This window comes from Citrobacter sp. RHBSTW-00599, from assembly GCF_013784065.1.
Classification (GTDB): Bacteria; Pseudomonadota; Gammaproteobacteria; order Enterobacterales; family Enterobacteriaceae; genus Citrobacter; species Citrobacter braakii.
Window position 1 is genome coordinate 1,758,182 of the sequence record NZ_CP056717.1, and the last position, 15,756, is coordinate 1,773,937.

Consider the following 15,756-nt stretch of genomic DNA (forward strand, 5'->3'; position numbering starts at 1 on the left):
GATAAGGGATGTGGCGGCGAGTGAGAGTATATGATTCGCATACTGCGATCACCACGTCGGCTTATTGGGCTGCGCCATCCAACGCACGAAATCAGCAAGTTTTAATGGTCGGCTAATCCAGTATCCCTGGAAAAAATGCACCCCACGATCGCGCAGCCAACGGGCTTGCTCAGGCGTTTCAACCCCTTCAGCCACCGTCAGCATATTAAGACGCTTAGAGAGTGTCAACACGGCGTCCAGAACCGGAGAGGTCAGGGTCTCTGTTCCAATGGCGTTAATAAAGCCGCGATCGATTTTCAGGTAGTCAACGGTAAAGCGTTCCAGATAAATCAGCGCGCTATGACCGGTGCCAAAATCATCAATGGCAATTTCAAAACCTGCGGAATGAAGCCATTCAAAAAGCTTTGTGGCCTCGTGTTGATTAAGCATATCCCGTTCGGTGATTTCCAGCACCATCTGGAAATGGTTTGCGGGAAGCGAGGCCTGCAGGTGATGAATGTCGTCTTTAAACGTCTCGCCGTGCAGATGCGTTGGCGCGATATTGATCCCCAATTTTGCTCCAGCGGGTAACACTTTTTGCAGCATCGGTGCGTCCTGGGCTATCAACTTAAAGAGATGCTGGGTCAGCGGGACAATCATTTTCTGGGATTCGGCGTAGTGAATAAAAGCATCCGGAGGGATCTCACCCGTTGTTGGATGATTCCAGCGTAATAACACCTCTACACCTTTCACCTCCAGTGTCTGCACCTCTACGACGGGCTGGTACACCACATAAAACTGGTTATGTTTGATAGCGTTGAGGATATCTTTGCCCGGACGTAAACGGATGGTGTAGATGTAGTACCAGAGAAGAAGCGCAGCAATAATCCCTGCCATGCATCCCAACATAATCGAATACCAGACATCGGTATAGGTCCACTCATCGGCATATAAACGAATCTGTAGCGGAATACCTTCCACGGTCGCCTGCCGCCAGTGAGAGTGGGGCAGAGCGGAGGCATCAATAATCCGTGATGAAAATGTTGAAATCGCGTTATCACCGACGACTATGGCAATACCGTTAAAATCATCCTGTCGGGCGGTGTAAAGCAGATAAGGGGCCAGATTAATATTCAGTGAGGTAAACACGCCGCTATCAGTGAACGATGGGTTCCGGTGCCAAATCATTATCGCCGGCTTGTTCGGCATCATGGGCGTACCGGGGAGTAATTCCACATCAATATTTCTGCTGATATCGAGGCTTGGGACCAGATCTAAAATCGGGGTGAACATTGCGCCCGTTGCGGAGGAGCAGAAAGCAATGCCGTTTTTGACCAGTAAAAATGCGCGAACGTTGAGGCTAAAGGCCGCGCTGGAGGTCAGTTGAGCAGCGACTTGTTGGCAACTGTTGGCGACCAGTGGTTGAAGGTCATCTGTGGTGGATTTGAGATCGGCGAAGTAGCTGCTGACATAATTCTGGATATCGGAAAGGAGCGTGTCGTACTTAATGTCTCGTTTATGCCAGGTCACGAAAAATTGCAGGGTACTCACCAGGAGCGCGACGATAAGCCCCGTTAACATACAGGAAAGCAGGATTTTCTGATTGGATGAAGAGGAGCGTTTAAACATAGTTCCTTATGTTTACCTGAGTTAACCGCTTATTCTGTATGAATATAACCTGAAATGACTCACCTTGTGAGATTTTTCTTAGTCACAAGACAAAGCAAAAAAAAAGCACCGCCGAAGCAGTGCTTTTCAAAATGTCTCATCAGGATAGCCAAGGGATAGCTGCCAAACGAAATTAACTGCGGCTCAGGACCCGGCGAGCTTCGTTGTAACGTTTTTTCCAGTAAGGTTCGTTCATGCTGGAAATGATAACGCCGCTGCTGGTCGAGGCGTGTACAAACTGGTTGTTGCCGATATAAATACCGACGTGACGGCCAGTGGAGCCAGCACGGAACAGAACCAGATCGCCTGTGCGCAGGTTAGTGCGCGAAACGGATTTACCCGTTTCCTGTTGTTCGTAGGTTGAGCGAGGAAGCTCTAAACCAAATTGCTCGCGGAACGTACGTTGTACGAAGCTTGAACAATCAATACCTTTTTTGGTGCTGCCGCCAAGGCGGTAACGCACGCCTTTCCAGTCAGCATACTGGTCCATAATACGTGATTTAACATCGATATTACGGACCATATTTTCAAATTCATCCTGAGAGGCTTGCAGTGAAGAGTTATCTCCATTGCCCACAGCATGCGTCTCAGAATGCATATTCCTGGCGGTGTTCGTTGTGCTACATGCAGAAAGCAGAACCGCAACTGCTATCGCGGGTATGCCCCGCAAGATATATCTCAAAATCGGTTGAGATTTGACCATTTTGTTTGTTTTCCCTTGAAGTCCTTAACGATAAATATCGTTATAAAAAATGCCAAACGTGACGAGACTAATTACCATCGCACGATGAGACAATTCTTTAAGGTCAAATCTGTGGCAGAACGCACAAATTTATTCCTGAAGAGAATAATTATCCCGCGAGGCAAAACGAGTTCGAGATTACCCGATCGGTCCGGTCATTGCGAGTGAATTTACGTGATTTCTTATAAGAAAAATTGATACAGAAAGTGAATAACCGGCATTGCCTAAATTAAGAACAATCGGGATAAAAAAGACGCAACCCAATCATTTTAAAGATGAATAAGATGACGGGAGAATGACAGCCAGAATGATGAAATATCGACAAGCATCATCAGGGAATCAGAGTTTTCCCTGATGATGTTAATTACTGTGCGTTATTTGTTTAAAAAATGTTTATTTTTACCGGGCAGATAATTCGCAAACAGAGTGACTAATCGGTCGCTTAACGGTGTCATTAGCCACCAGGGCAGACCAATCAAGACGACAGTCATGGAACCGATCACGATATCGGTGAGCCAGTGAGCGCCAATCATTATGCGTGGAAAGGCAAAAACCACAGCGATAATAAGGCCGATTATTCCGGCTACTTTTCCGAAATAACGCAGCATAAATGCGGAAAAAATAAGCAGCATCATACCGTGATCGCCGGGGAAACTGTCTCTGGACGCATCTTTAGTCGGAATATGCAGCAGTTCGCTGACGCGATAAATATTATCCAGCATCAGAGTAGGGCTGGCGCGTTTAACGGGAATAAGCGCCTGGCCTAACTGATTTAATACCACTGCGGTGAGCAGCATAACCAGGCCAATAGCGACAATGCGTCGGCGACCTTCCGACGTTTCTTTCAGCCAAAAATGCAGCATCAAGGCGCCCATTGCCAGCAATGAGCAACCATCAAATGCCCGGTTATTGGTGATAGCAACAATCCACAAGAACAGCGGGCTTTCCACCAGTTTCTGGTTAAAGAAGCGGAAAACGCCCGTATCCAATGAAGACCAGATCCCATGTCCGGCAGGAAGATACCAGGACAGAAACAGCGCCAGTCCCGCAATATTGAGTAGGAGAATAAGAGGGTATCGGGTTTTCATCATCGTTTACCATTGCTATAAAAACGAAGGCAACCTTACGCGTTAGCGTCTAAACGAAGTCTCAACAATGCACTCTGTAGCGTATTCCAGTCGGTCTCAGTATCGGCGATGAGTTCAATACGGCTATCCGGTGGCGCGACGTTTTGCGTCTCAATATGCCAGTCGTCTCCCTGGCGGTTAATGCGCACCAGCCCTTCCTTTATACGCATGACACCTTTCACGCGCCCCACGGGGGCAAGACGAGACCATTCCAGCAGACCGATGGTATCGAACACCGTATCGGCGTCAAAAATCCAACCGCAGGCCTGATGGCCCTGGCCGCTGTTCAGGCTGCGCCGCCAGCGCTGCTGTGACGGCAGACTCAATGCCGCCAGTCCCTTTTTGTCTGCATGGCTATGGGCGTGCTCTGCGCTTGCAGGAAGCTCTGCCAGGTTTAGTCGGGGTAAATCCAGTAACTGCCCGTCAATTTGCCCATGGTCGGCATGAACCAACTGGCGATTACCGCCGTAGTGTTGCCACCATGTTTGCAAGGCGTTTTCGCTTTCCGCTGTGGCGCGGTCGGCTTTATTGGCAACAATGATATCTGCGGCGGCCAGCTGATCGCGGAAATTGTCATTGGCGACGCTTTTTTCATCCAGTAACAGCCGGGGGTCAAGAATACAGAGGGTCGCGCGCAGATCGATCCACGGTTCGTAAACCGGTGCGGTGAGTAAATCCAGAATTTGTTTGGGGTGTCCGAGGCCGGTGGGTTCAATCAGCAATCGATCGGGTTTTCCCTGACGCAGCAGCGTATTGAGGCCAACCTGCATCGGTAGACCGTTAACGCAGCACATACAGCCGCCGGGGATCTCTTTTAGTAATGCGCCGCTGTCGGCTAACAGGGCGCCATCAATACCTACTTCACCAAACTCATTGACCAGCACGGCCCACTTCTCTGCGGGATCCTTGTTCGCCAATAGATGAAGAATAGAGGTGGTTTTGCCACTGCCGAGAAAACCAGTGATGAGATTGGTTTTAGTCACAATTACTCCAGAATCATAAATTACCGTAATGGCATTTAACAATCCTGGCGAAAAATGGGGAAAAAGAGAAGGGGTGAGGGGACGAAGACGTGCTTCGTCCTGTTTAATGGCAGAAATCGTTAATTTTTTAACGTTTCAATGACAGCCTGATGTGCACCGTATTGGGCAATACGTTGCCAGGCCTGCTGAATGACCGCGACAAACTGCGGATTCTGTACGAGATCGGCGGAGAAAATCTCATGCAGCGAAAGCAGGGCGCTGACGCGTTCTGATTCAGTGCTCTGTGCCACCAGAGCGGCAATTTTCTCACTGAGCGGGTCACGAATATCAATCGTAGCGCCTGAATCATCCACACCGCTCACGTAGCGCATCCAGCCTGCGATGCCGAGCGCCAACAGCGGCCACTCGCTTTGACGTGCTAAATGCACGCGGATCCCTTCCAGCATTCGCTGGGGTAATTTCTGGCTACCATCCATCGCGATTTGCCAGGTTTTGTGTTTCAGCGCCGGGTTGGCAAAGCGGTCCAGCAGGCTTAAGGCATACTGGTTTAAATCAACATCGGTAATTTGCAGCGTGGGGGCCTGTTCGGTGAGCATTAGCCGGTAAGCGGCTTCACGAAATGCGCTATCCTGCATACAGTCGCTGATGTGCTGGAATCCGGCCAGATAGCCGAGATAAGCGAGAAACGAATGGCTGCCGTTCAGCATCCGCAGTTTCATTTGTTCCCACGGCAAGACGTTTTCAACCATCTGGACACCCGCGGTTTCCCATTGCGGACGACCACAGACAAAGTTGTCTTCAATCACCCACTGAATAAACGGCTCGCAGCTGATTGCGCAAGGATCGGCAACGCCAAGCTCGTGGGCGATTTCAGCCAGCGACTCTTCGGTGGCGGCGGGAACAATCCGATCCACCATAGTACCCGGGAAACTGACGTGTTCCTGGATCCAGTGCGCCAGCTCAGGAGAGCGTTTTTCCGCCATCCCCAATACGGCATTTTTTACCACATGACCATTGTCCGGGATGTTATCGCAGGAAAGGACGGTAAACGGCTGCAGTCCACGTTCACGTCGGCGGTGCAGCGCTTCTACGATTATACCGGGGGCGGAGTGCGGTTCAGCCGGTGTCTGCAGATCGTGAATAATACGCGCATTAGAGAGATCTAACGAACCCGTCGCCGGATCGATGCAGTAGCCTTTTTCCGTGATGGTTAACGAGACAATCGCGACCTGAGGCTCGCAGAATTTTTCAATAATGGCCGCCAGCGAATCCAGCGTGGCGTTCAGGCATTCGTTAACGGCACCGATAACAATAGGCTGGTTGCCGTTAGCCCCTTTTTCTAACACGGTAAATAAATGATCCTGTTCGCGAAGCTGACGCATCAGCCGATCGCCACTGAACAGGCTAATCTCGCAAATCCCCCAGTCTCCGCCCTGCGCGTTCAGCACCCTGTCGGTTAATAACGCCTGATGGGCGCGGTGAAAAGCACCGAAACCAAAATGTACAATCCGCGTTTTTAATTGTTGGCGGTCGTACTGCGGCATCATGACATTTTCCGCCAGTGGCGCTGAGGCAATAGTTTTCATTAAATACACCTGATTAACCATTAATTAACAATGGCAGTATAAAGTTATATGACAGCAAATTGAATTGGTGTGCCTCATTTATCCGGGGAATGTGAGCTGGATCAATCAATGATAGGCCATCTGTTGAACATCTCCGGGATGGCTGTATGGTAGTCGTCATTCAGATAGTTTAATTTGGTATAACAACTTGTGGGGTGAAACAATGGAACAAACCTGGCGTTGGTACGGACCTAACGATCCGGTATCGCTTGATGATGTGCGTCAGGCTGGCGCAACGGGTGTTGTGACCGCCTTGCACCACATTCCCAACGGTGAAGTGTGGCCGGTAGAAGAGATTCAACAGCGTCAGGCTATTCTGGCTGAAAAAGGGCTGACCTGGTCGGTGGTGGAAAGTATTCCTGTCCACGAAGATATCAAAACGCGTTCAGGCCAGTACCAAACGTGGATTGCCAATTATCAGCAGAGTATCCGTAATCTGGCGACCTGCGGCATCGATACCGTGTGCTATAACTTCATGCCGATCCTCGACTGGACACGTACCGATCTCGAATATCAGCTGCCGGACGGTTCCAAAGCGCTACGTTTTGACCAGATTGCTTTTGCGGCCTTCGAACTGCATATTCTTCAGCGCCCAGGCGCCGCAGCGGATTACACCGCAGAAGAACAACGGCAGGCGCTGAATTACTTCAATGCTATGAGCGATGCCGATATCGAAAAGCTGACCCGCAATATCATTGCCGGCCTGCCCGGTGCGGAAGAGGGCTATACGCTGGATCAGTTCCGTGCGCGCCTCGCTGAATATGACGGCATCAGCAAAGACGATCTGCGCGATAATATGGCGGTATTCCTGCGGGCGATTGTGCCTGTGGCGGAAGAAGTCGGCGTGCGTCTGGCTGTCCACCCTGACGATCCGCCGCGTCCGATCCTCGGCCTGCCGCGCATTGTTTCGACTATCGAAGATATGCAGTGGCTGAAAGAAACCGTCGACAGCATCAATAACGGTTTCACCATGTGCACCGGTTCCTACGGCGTGCGCGCCGATAACGATCTGGTGAAAATGATCGAAACCTTTGGCGATCGAATCCACTTCACGCATCTGCGCTCCACCTGCCGTGAAGATAACCCGAAAACCTTCCACGAAGGTGCGCACCTGCAAGGCGATGTGGATATGGTATCGGTGGTTGCTGCCATCCTGAGCGAAGAACAGCGCCGTAAAAAGGCGGGCGATTTGCGTCCTATCCCGATGCGTCCGGATCACGGACACCAGATGCTTGACGACCTGCACAAGAAAACCAACCCAGGCTACTCCGCGATTGGTCGCCTGAAAGGGCTGGCGGAAGTTCGCGGCGTTGAGCTGGCGTTAAAACAAACGCAGTTCCGCGATCTGCTGTAAGGTTAACAACAGGGATTGTGCCGCAGGCGCGATCCCTGAAATTCATCAAGGCTGCGCTAGCGCCTGCTCCAGTACCGACAGCACCTTTTTGATCTGCTGTATCTGCAATCCGCCAAACCCGAAAAACATAACAGCATCGCTATTCTCCCTACGCCATGCGGCACCTGAGCCATTTTCTATATCTGGCAGAGTGTCAAAGCGGATCCCTGCCAGCAGGCAGCGCTGTTGCAGCCTGGCTATCATATCTGGGTGTCTGTCAACGCGTAACGAGAGGTGCAGACCCGCCGTTGCGCCAGCGATTTTCCCTGACGGAAACAGAACAGAAAGGCCATCGCGTAACAGATTGAGGCGCGCCGCATAGTTGCAGGCCAGCTTGCTGATGTGCGAGTAAAACACCTGATTTTGCATTAATTCGGCTAAAAATTGCTGCAATAGCCACTGACTGCCGTTGTTGTTGAGCGCTTTCATATTCTTTACTGCCGGGAGCAGTTCATCAGGACAAATGAGATAGCCAAGACGCGTTCCCGGCCCCAGCGTTTTGGAAAATGTCCCCATGTAGATAACCCGGTTGTGATAATCCATAGCTTTCAGTGCAGGAAGGGGGTTCTCGCCATAGGTAAAAACAGCATCGTAGTCGTCTTCAAGGATATAAGCGCCGACGCGCTGCGCCCACGTCAATAATGACTGACGGCGCTCCAGCGAAAGGACGCTTCCCATTGGATACTGGTGAGCCGGAGTCACATAGCAAAGCTGGGTTTCATATTCGGGTAATTTATCTGTTTGCAGCCCGTGGTTATCTACAGCAATTGACGTAATGTCTGCACCGTAATAATTAAACAGATGCCATGCGCCAGAATAGCAAGGGGATTCGGCCACAACGTGGCACCTTTTTTGCTGACTGACGGCATGATGAACAATAAATATTTGACTGAGCAGCGACAATCCTTCCTGAATCCCATTGGTAATGATGATGTTCTCCGCCCGGGTATTAATGCCGCGAGATAAATTAAGGTACCTGGCTAGTTGCTCACGCAGTGAAAATAATCCATTTGATGAATGATATCGGGTAAACAATTGCTCTTTAAGTACGCTTGGCGCGTTATTCCATTTTCGCCAGCTTGCCCAGGGAAAAGCATTGGGATCGGGGACGCCCATCCGGCAGTAGCACTCCCGCCCAGGCTCTGCGTAAACATCGGTAGAGACCCCGGCCGCTTTTGGTGTTACTGGCGGAGAGCCCTGGGGTACGGACACATGCGCTGGGGTTACACGTACAGGCGTGGTGAATATCACCTCATAGCCAATGCCGTGTCGGCTCTTAATTAATCCAGCCGCCACCAGCTTATCATAGGCCATCACCACCGTTATTTTGGCAATGTTCAATGCCTGAGCCTGCTCGCGAATAGAGGGGAGTTTATCTCCACACAGCAAATCACCCCGCTGAATGGCCTGTAAATAAAATTGAAATATCTGCAACTGCAGCGGAGTCCGGCTTTCTCTATCGAGAGTCAGTTTGAGCATGAGAAATTCCTTATTTATAGATGGTAATTATATTACGGACTTCTGCTCTTTACTATTTGACGAACCTCATAGAGTGGATGCTGTTCCTATAATCTGCCTTCGCTGTCTCTATTTTTGATTTTTATTATCCCTTAGCGTGTCGCTATTAAAAAAATGGAGGCAAGCATGTCGTGGATAAGAAAAAACGCACTATGGTGCGCATTCGCCGGGGCGGTAGCAATGGCCCTGGCTATTTGGGGAACGTGGCAAGGCGTTCATTACACCAGTTCTACCGAGTTTTGTTTATCGTGTCACTCGATGCGCACATCTGGCGAGGAGTATAAAACCAGCGTGCATTTTCGTAATGCTTCAGGTGTGCGTGCGGAGTGTAAGGATTGTCATATTCCGCCAGGCATCGTCCCAACGCTGGTTCGTAAAACGCAAGCCTTAAACGACCTCTACCACACCTTTATCTCTCCTTCGATCGATACCCCGGAAAAATTTGCCGCAAAGCGGGCGGAGTTGGCCCAGCGAGAATGGGCGCGCATGAGCGCGAATAATTCAGCGGCGTGTAAATCCTGCCATAGCTATGAGGCGATGGATCACGGCAAGCAATCGGCAAATGCAGCGGCGCAAATGACCGCGGCGGCGGCAAAAGACAGTAACTGTATCGATTGTCACAAAGGCATTGCCCATCACAAACCCGATATGAGCAGCGGTTTTCGCGATCGTTACAAGCAGCTGCAGCGTCAGGGAGAGCAGTTACCCACGGCGACGAAGCTGTATTCGTTAGGCGAAAAATCACTGACTGCGACAGCAGAGAGTCCGGCAGGTAAAGCCATGCTGTACCCGGCAACGCAAGTGCGTGTGCTGAAAAGAGAAGGGAAAAACGTTCAGATAGAGCTGACCGGCTGGCGGGAAAGCAAAGGACGGGGACGGGTGATTACCCAGTATATGGGTAAACGCGTTTTTGCTGCCGTATTAGATGCCTCGCTGATGAGCAATGTGAAGGTTGAGCAAACACAGGTTGAGCCGGAGTCACATCAGGAGTGGCAGCAGGTAAGCGTGATGGCCTGGAGTTCGGCGGAGGGTTTTACCGACAATATTGACCCCCTCTGGCAATACGCCGATCAGATGTTGCAATCCACCTGTAGCGCTTGCCACAGCACGCCGCCGCCGACCCGTTATTCCGCGAATGGCTGGATCGCCGGACTGAAATCCATGTCCACCTACTACCGGCTTAATCCGGTGGAAGACCGTACGTTGTTGAAATATCTCCAGACTCACGCCAGCGATATACCTCAACCTAACAATTCAAAAGGATAATTTATGGATATTCATGATTTTAATCCGTCACGTCGACGGTTTTTAAGTGGAATGCTGGCAGTCGGTGCCGTCAGCGCTTTAGGGCCAAATCCACTGATCTCAAAGGTCTGGGCAGCGGGTGAAAACCCGGAGCAATGGATCCAGTCTGGCTCGCACTTTGGCGCTTTTGAAGCCAAAGTCGTGAACGGTGAATGGGTCGATACCCGCCCCTTCAAACATGACAAATACCCCTGCGATATGCTGAATGCGGTGCGTGAAGTGGTCTACAACCCATCGCGTGTGCGCTACCCGATGGTGCGGCTGGACTGGCTGCGCAAGCGTGAAAAGTCAGATCGCAACCAGCGCGGCGATAATCGCTTTGTCCGTGTGAGCTGGGATCAGGCGTTGGATCTGTTCTATGAAGAGCTTGAACGAGTACAAAAGACCTACGGATCTTCTGGTGTCTTTACCGGGCTGGCGGACTGGCAAATTGTTGGCAAATTTCATAAGGCCGGCGGCGCGATGGATCGGGGACTCGGCTTGCACGGTAGCTATGTAACGACCGTCGGCGACTACTCGGCAGCCGCAGCGCAGGTGATTTTGCCGCATGTGATTGGTTCGCTGGAAGTTTATGAGCAGCAAACGTCACTCCCGATGGTTATCGAAAATACCCAAACCATCGTGCTGTGGGGCTGCGATCCTATCAAGAATCTGCAGATCGAGTTCCTGGTTCCCGATCACGATGCGTTTGGCTATTGGCAGCAGATTAAAGAAGCGGTTGCGCAGGGTAAGATGCGCGTTATCAGCGTTGATCCGGTGCGTAGCAAGTCGCAAAACTATCTAGGCTGTGAGCAGTTGGCGCTACGACCGCAAACGGATGTCGCGTTATTGCTGGCGCTGGCGCATACCCTGTACGAAGAAAAACTGTATGACGTGGCGTTCATTAACGATTATACCGTGGGCTTTGAACAGTTCTTGCCGTATCTGCTTGGGGAAAGCGACAAGCAGCCGAAAAACGCCGAATGGGCGGCGGAAATATGCGGCCTGACGGCGGAGCAGATCCGCGACTTCGCCCGCCTGCTGGTCAAAGGCCGGACACAGTTTATGGGCGGCTGGTGCGTGCAGCGTATGCACCATGGCGAGCAGTATCCGTGGATGCTGGTGGTGCTGGCCAGCATGGTTGGACAAATTGGCTTGCCGGGCGGCGGAGTAGGGTTTGGCTGGCACTATAACGGCGGCGGGACGGTCACTTCTGCCGGTCCTGTCCTGTCCGGCCTCGGGAGCATCAATAATCCCCCGGCCGCGAAATACAAAGCGGATTTCCGCGGCGCTTCAGAGCATATTCCTACCTCGCGAATGATCGATTGTCTGCTGGCGCCAGGCAAAAAGATCGCTTTCAACGGTGAAACATTAACTTTCCCTGATATCAAAATGGCGATTTTCAGCGCTGCCAATCCGTTCCATGCGCAGCAGGATCGTAACCGCATGATCGAAGCGTGGAAGAAGCTGGAAACCGTGGTCGTTCTGGATCATCAGTGGACAGCATCCTGTCGTTTTGCCGATATCGTCCTGCCTGTGACCACGCGCTATGAGCGTAATGACATTGAGCAGTTCGGTACACACTCGAATAAAGGGCTGATGGCGATACATCAGGTGGTTAAACCGCAGTTTGAAGCGCGACATGACTTTGATGTCTTTGCCGGTCTGTGCAAACGCTTTGGTCAGGAAGAGACATACCGCGAAAAGCGGGATGAAATGCAGTGGATAAAAGCCATTTATGATGAGGGCGCGAAAACGGGAGCGTCCCTTGGCGTGAGTATGCCGAACTTCGAGAGCTTCTGGCAGGGCGAAGGATACATTGAATATCCTGCCGGGAAGCCGTGGGTGCGTCATGGAGAATTTCGCGAACAGCCGGATATCAACCCGTTAGGAACACCCTCTGGTCTGATTGAAATTTACAGCAAAACCATCGCGGGCTTTGCCTACGATGACTGCCCGGGGCATCCGGTGTGGATGGAACCTTTTGAGCGTACCCATGGCAGCAAAACAGATAAATATCCGCTGCATCTGCAGTCCTGCCATCCGGATAAACGTCTGCACTCTCAGCTGTGCTCAAGCGAGGCGTTTCGCAACACCTATGCGGTGGCAGGAAGAGAGCCGCTGTACATGAGCCAGTCGGATGCCCGCGCACGTGGCCTGAAAGCCGGGGATATTGCGCGCGTGTTTAACGCCAGAGGCCAGGTACTGGCCGGGGTGGTGATCAGTCCGGATTACGCGCCTGGCGTCGTCCGGATTCACGAAGGCGCGTGGTATTCGCCGCAGGAAGGTGGGAAAGCGGGCACACTATGCACTTATGGCGATCCGAATGTGCTGAGTGCGGATATCGGTACATCACAACTGGCGCAGGGGCCTTCGGCGCATACGGTGCTGGTCGAGGTGGAGCGGTACCAGGAGAATGCCCCGCAGGTCACGGGCTTTGGCGGGCCGGAGGTTGTGAAAGAGGAGGGGGCAAGTGCAGCATAATCACATTCATCGACAGCGGGCGGCGGTGTACCAGTGGTTTTCGCAACTGCTGTTCCGCGAGCTGGACGAGGAGCAACTCATCCGTCTGGAAAGTGGGGAAAGCCGAAAGTGGCTGGCGTCGTTGACGGCTATCCCTGGGTTATCCGTTGATGTTAAAAACCTGGAACGTAGTCTCGTTCGGGCGCTGCGCCGGGAAAGCCGACAGCTGGAGCTGGCGGCGGACTATGCCTCGTTGTTTTTACTGGCACCTCCCGGCGGCGTTTCTCCCTATGCGGGGCATTATCCGCATACGACCGCGCCTGAAGAACGCAAGGAAATGAATGTGCTGTTAGTCGAGTATGGGCTGACACCGCAGGACAACGAGCCTGCCGACCATATTGCTGTACAGCTGGCACTGATGGCGAGAATGGTTACCAAAAAGGAGACGTTATCGGCGCAATATTACTTTTTGCATCATCACATTATGTGCTGGGCACCCCTGCTACGGGAAAGTTGTTTACACCGGGACGAAGAGGGGGTTTATCCTCAGGCGGTTAACGTCATAACGCATTTTATGCGTGAGGATGAGCTGTATCTGGAATCTCTGTTGGTGGATGATTTTTACCTCAGCAGCCAGGGCTGAAAAGAACAAAGGGACAGCAAATGCTGTCCCTTTTCACCGCTGTCGCAGCAGAAAAGTTAGTCTGCGCGGCCCATGTAGCGACGTTCTTCGATATGAATACGGATTTTTTCACCTGCACTCAGATATTCAGGAACCAGGATAACCAGACCGGTGCTCATGGTCGCTGGTTTGTTACGTGCACTTGCTGACGCGCCTTTAATGCCCGGAGCCGTTTCAACGATTTCCAGGTCTACCGTTTGCGGCAGTTCAAGCGCCAGCAGCTGGCCGTCCCAGGTCAGTACCTGCATATCCGGCATTCCGCCTTCCGGGATGAACAGCAATTCTTCTTCGATCTGGTCTTTGGTGAAGGTATACGGGGTATAGTCTTCTTTATCCATGAAGACGTATTCGTTGCCATCGACATAGGAGAAATCAACGCCACGACGGCTCAGGGTGACGGTATCAACGATGTCATCACCTTTGAAGCGCTCTTCAACTTTCAGACCGGTACGAACATCAGAAAAACGCATTTTGTACAGCGTGGCGGCGCCACGTGCGGTTGGTGATTGAATATCAATATCTTTTACAATCAGCAGTTTGCCGTTGTAATTCAGTACCATACCTTTTTTAATTTCGTTCGCTCTTGGCATCGAAAAAATCCTGTAATGAGGAGTGTCTAAAATATCGCGTAAAACTACTCGCGCCGGGGCATTCAGGCAAGCGGAATTGATGCTTTTGCTGGTGCCCAAAAGGTGTTACTGTGCGCTTCCTGCACAATCCGATGGTTTACGATAAAGAGAGTACTGTATGGAATGCCGTCCGGATTGTGGTGCATGTTGCACCGCGCCTTCAATTTCCAGTCCCATCCCCGGCATGCCTGATGGCAAGCCCGCTAACACACCATGCGTTCAACTGGATGAATCCCTGCGCTGTAAAATTTTTGCTTCGCCTCTGCGGCCAAAAGTGTGCGCCGGTTTACAGCCCAGTGCGGAAATGTGCGGACAGACGACGCACCAGGCCATGGTCTATCTCATCGAGCTCGAGGCGCTGACCGCACCTTAAACGTCTTTGATGCGCGTCAGACACGCGACGGTGGCGACGATCATCACCAACGCAAACCAGAATACCGCGTGATAGTTCCAGATTTCAGCGGCAATACCCGCCAACGATCCGGCAATAATCCAGCCCACGCGAATGGTATTTGTATAGAGAGTTGTGGCTGAACCCGCTTGTCCCGGCATCAGATCCTGGAAATAGAGCATGCCAATCCCGCCGAGGATGCCGATGTAAATCGCGTTCAGCAGCTGTAAGCCAAGCAATATCGCCGGAGAGTGGGCCAACAGCATGCCGGCATAAAAGAAAAATCCGGCGACAACGGCGATTCTCATCAACAGGCGTTTGCCCAGACGCTTCGCGAAGTATCCGGCAATCAACATGGTTGGGATTTCCAACCCCGCGGCAGTTCCCATCATGATGCCCGCCAGCTTTTCCGGCAGATGCAGTTCGTTGATAATAAACAACGGCATATTAATGATATAGAGACTGTTAGTCCCCCACATTAATGTGCAGATAACAAACAGCAGCAGCGTGTCGCGTCGATTGCGGCGCGGGGCTTCTACCGCGCCTGTCGCGAGAGGCACATTTTTACTCATCGAGGGTAAGAACAGCCAGACCATTACGCCGCAGACAACAAACGCCACCGCCGCGCTGAGGTACATCACCGTAAAGCTAAACCCCATGGCCAGCGCGTAGGCCAGCGGCGGGCCAATCACCCAAGCCAGCGAAACCTGCGCACGTAATATTGAACTGAACATGACGGCTTCCCGACCCGTACGGTCGGCGTGCTCGCGGGCGAGAGCAAACATTTGCGGGTTGGCGGTCGAACCAAAACTGCTGAGGAATACCCCGACAAACAGCAGAATAAAATAGTTACGGTTCCAGGCGAACAGCACGCAGGCCAACATCCCCAGCACGCAGCAAAACACAATCAGGTTTTTGCGATCGCCTTTTTTATCCGAACGTCCGGCCAGAAACTGACTCACCAAAATGCCGATTACGGCGCTACCGGTAAAAAAGAACCCGACCATGCCGGGACGGGCATGGACTTCATCCGTCAGAAAAAGGCTGAGCGTTGGCGTCTGCAACGCACCGGCGATACCCGTCAGAAATGCGACAAGCAGGAACGCCGAAGACGTTAAATCAAACGCCTTGGGTGTGGCGGCTACGGGGGTGTTGTGCATGTTTTGATATCAATAATGTGAAGAGACGCGGAGTTTACGCTGCTTGTCAGAAAATAAACAGGGAGCCAAATCAAAATCGGCATCAAAAATCAAAATAGCATTTCAGTCAGAG

13 protein-coding genes are annotated in these 15,756 nt (G+C 51.7%); 5 read left to right on the plus strand and 8 right to left on the minus strand.

All coding sequences use genetic code 11. The features are described 5' to 3' along the window. Positions 1-48 precede the first annotated feature (48 nt). The 5 genes from HV243_RS08435 to HV243_RS08455 all read right to left on the minus strand — a co-directional run bounded on the left by HV243_RS08435 (position 49) and on the right by HV243_RS08455 (position 6,085). On the minus strand, positions 49-1,608 hold the full coding sequence (locus HV243_RS08435) for a cyclic di-GMP phosphodiesterase (RefSeq protein ID WP_046275467.1): 1,560 nt from the start codon (positions 1,606-1,608) through the stop codon (positions 49-51). Between the two features lie 172 nt (positions 1,609-1,780). Further along, positions 1,781-2,350: a bifunctional murein DD-endopeptidase/murein LD-carboxypeptidase gene (gene mepS, locus HV243_RS08440; RefSeq protein ID WP_003027474.1), complete on the minus strand. Its 570-nt coding sequence runs from the start codon at positions 2,348-2,350 to the stop codon at positions 1,781-1,783. A gap of 413 nt (positions 2,351-2,763) precedes the next feature. Then, positions 2,764-3,477 (minus strand): phosphatase PAP2 family protein, encoded by a 714-nt coding sequence (locus HV243_RS08445; protein WP_046275466.1) that lies wholly within the window; start codon positions 3,475-3,477, stop codon positions 2,764-2,766. A 35-nt stretch (positions 3,478-3,512) separates the two neighbouring features. Beyond that, positions 3,513-4,499 carry a GTP-binding protein gene (locus HV243_RS08450; protein WP_016153747.1) on the minus strand — a complete coding sequence of 329 codons (987 nt, stop codon included), beginning with the start codon at positions 4,497-4,499 and terminating at the stop codon, positions 3,513-3,515. Positions 4,500-4,618: 119 nt separating this feature from the next. After that, complete coding sequence (locus HV243_RS08455; protein ID WP_046275465.1) at positions 4,619-6,085, minus strand: fructuronate reductase; 1,467 nt, start codon at positions 6,083-6,085, stop codon at positions 4,619-4,621. A gap of 202 nt (positions 6,086-6,287) precedes the next feature. On the opposite strand from HV243_RS08455, the gene uxuA reads away from it, so the two are divergent. Beyond that, on the plus strand, positions 6,288-7,478 hold the full coding sequence (uxuA, locus tag HV243_RS08460; protein ID WP_016156994.1) for a mannonate dehydratase: 1,191 nt from the start codon (positions 6,288-6,290) through the stop codon (positions 7,476-7,478). 45 nt (positions 7,479-7,523) lie between these two features. On the opposite strand, the gene HV243_RS08465 is transcribed toward uxuA, so the two are convergent. Beyond that, positions 7,524-8,996: a PLP-dependent aminotransferase family protein gene (locus HV243_RS08465; protein WP_053390086.1), complete on the minus strand. Its 1,473-nt coding sequence runs from the start codon at positions 8,994-8,996 to the stop codon at positions 7,524-7,526. A gap of 165 nt (positions 8,997-9,161) precedes the next feature. Between HV243_RS08465 and torC the strand changes: the two genes are divergently transcribed. From torC to torD, 3 genes are read left to right on the plus strand one after another with little or no spacing between them, the layout of a single operon-like run. Beyond that, complete coding sequence (gene torC, locus HV243_RS08470) at positions 9,162-10,301, plus strand: pentaheme c-type cytochrome TorC (RefSeq protein ID WP_053390085.1); 1,140 nt, start codon at positions 9,162-9,164, stop codon at positions 10,299-10,301. Between the two features lie 3 nt (positions 10,302-10,304). Then, positions 10,305-12,803 (plus strand): trimethylamine-N-oxide reductase TorA, encoded by a 2,499-nt coding sequence (gene torA / locus HV243_RS08475; protein ID WP_053390084.1) that lies wholly within the window; start codon positions 10,305-10,307, stop codon positions 12,801-12,803. After that, positions 12,793-13,425, plus strand: a complete 633-nt coding sequence (gene torD / locus HV243_RS08480; RefSeq protein ID WP_047359182.1) for a molecular chaperone TorD — start codon at positions 12,793-12,795, stop codon at positions 13,423-13,425. Before torA ends, torD begins: the two co-directional genes overlap by 11 nt. A gap of 56 nt (positions 13,426-13,481) precedes the next feature. Here the strand turns inward: torD and yeiP are convergent, their stop codons facing one another. Further along, positions 13,482-14,054 (minus strand): elongation factor P-like protein YeiP, encoded by a 573-nt coding sequence (yeiP, locus tag HV243_RS08485; RefSeq protein WP_016153740.1) that lies wholly within the window; start codon positions 14,052-14,054, stop codon positions 13,482-13,484. A 157-nt stretch (positions 14,055-14,211) separates the two neighbouring features. On the opposite strand from yeiP, the gene HV243_RS08490 reads away from it, so the two are divergent. Beyond that, the gene (locus HV243_RS08490) at positions 14,212-14,466 is read left to right on the plus strand and encodes a YkgJ family cysteine cluster protein (RefSeq protein ID WP_016153739.1); all 255 of its coding nucleotides are present in this window, start codon (positions 14,212-14,214) and stop codon (positions 14,464-14,466) included. On the opposite strand, the gene setB is transcribed toward HV243_RS08490, so the two are convergent. Next, complete coding sequence (setB, locus tag HV243_RS08495; RefSeq protein ID WP_016153738.1) at positions 14,463-15,644, minus strand: sugar efflux transporter SetB; 1,182 nt, start codon at positions 15,642-15,644, stop codon at positions 14,463-14,465. The genes HV243_RS08490 and setB overlap by 4 nt on opposite strands. Between the last annotated feature and the right edge of the window lie 112 nt (positions 15,645-15,756).

Coding starts and splice junctions, on each gene's coding strand:
- yeiP (WP_016153740.1), bottom strand. CDS start 14,054: ATGCCAAGAGCGAACGAAATTAAAAAAGGTATGGTACTGAATTACAAC.
- uxuA (WP_016156994.1), top strand. CDS start 6,288: ATGGAACAAACCTGGCGTTGGTACGGACCTAACGATCCGGTATCGCTT.
- torC (WP_053390085.1), top strand. CDS start 9,162: ATGTCGTGGATAAGAAAAAACGCACTATGGTGCGCATTCGCCGGGGCG.
- HV243_RS08490 (WP_016153739.1), top strand. CDS start 14,212: ATGGAATGCCGTCCGGATTGTGGTGCATGTTGCACCGCGCCTTCAATT.
- mepS (WP_003027474.1), bottom strand. CDS start 2,350: ATGGTCAAATCTCAACCGATTTTGAGATATATCTTGCGGGGCATACCC.
- HV243_RS08455 (WP_046275465.1), bottom strand. CDS start 6,085: ATGAAAACTATTGCCTCAGCGCCACTGGCGGAAAATGTCATGATGCCG.
- HV243_RS08435 (WP_046275467.1), bottom strand. CDS start 1,608: ATGTTTAAACGCTCCTCTTCATCCAATCAGAAAATCCTGCTTTCCTGT.
- HV243_RS08445 (WP_046275466.1), bottom strand. CDS start 3,477: ATGAAAACCCGATACCCTCTTATTCTCCTACTCAATATTGCGGGACTG.
- setB (WP_016153738.1), bottom strand. CDS start 15,644: ATGCACAACACCCCCGTAGCCGCCACACCCAAGGCGTTTGATTTAACG.
- HV243_RS08465 (WP_053390086.1), bottom strand. CDS start 8,996: ATGCTCAAACTGACTCTCGATAGAGAAAGCCGGACTCCGCTGCAGTTG.
- torA (WP_053390084.1), top strand. CDS start 10,305: ATGGATATTCATGATTTTAATCCGTCACGTCGACGGTTTTTAAGTGGA.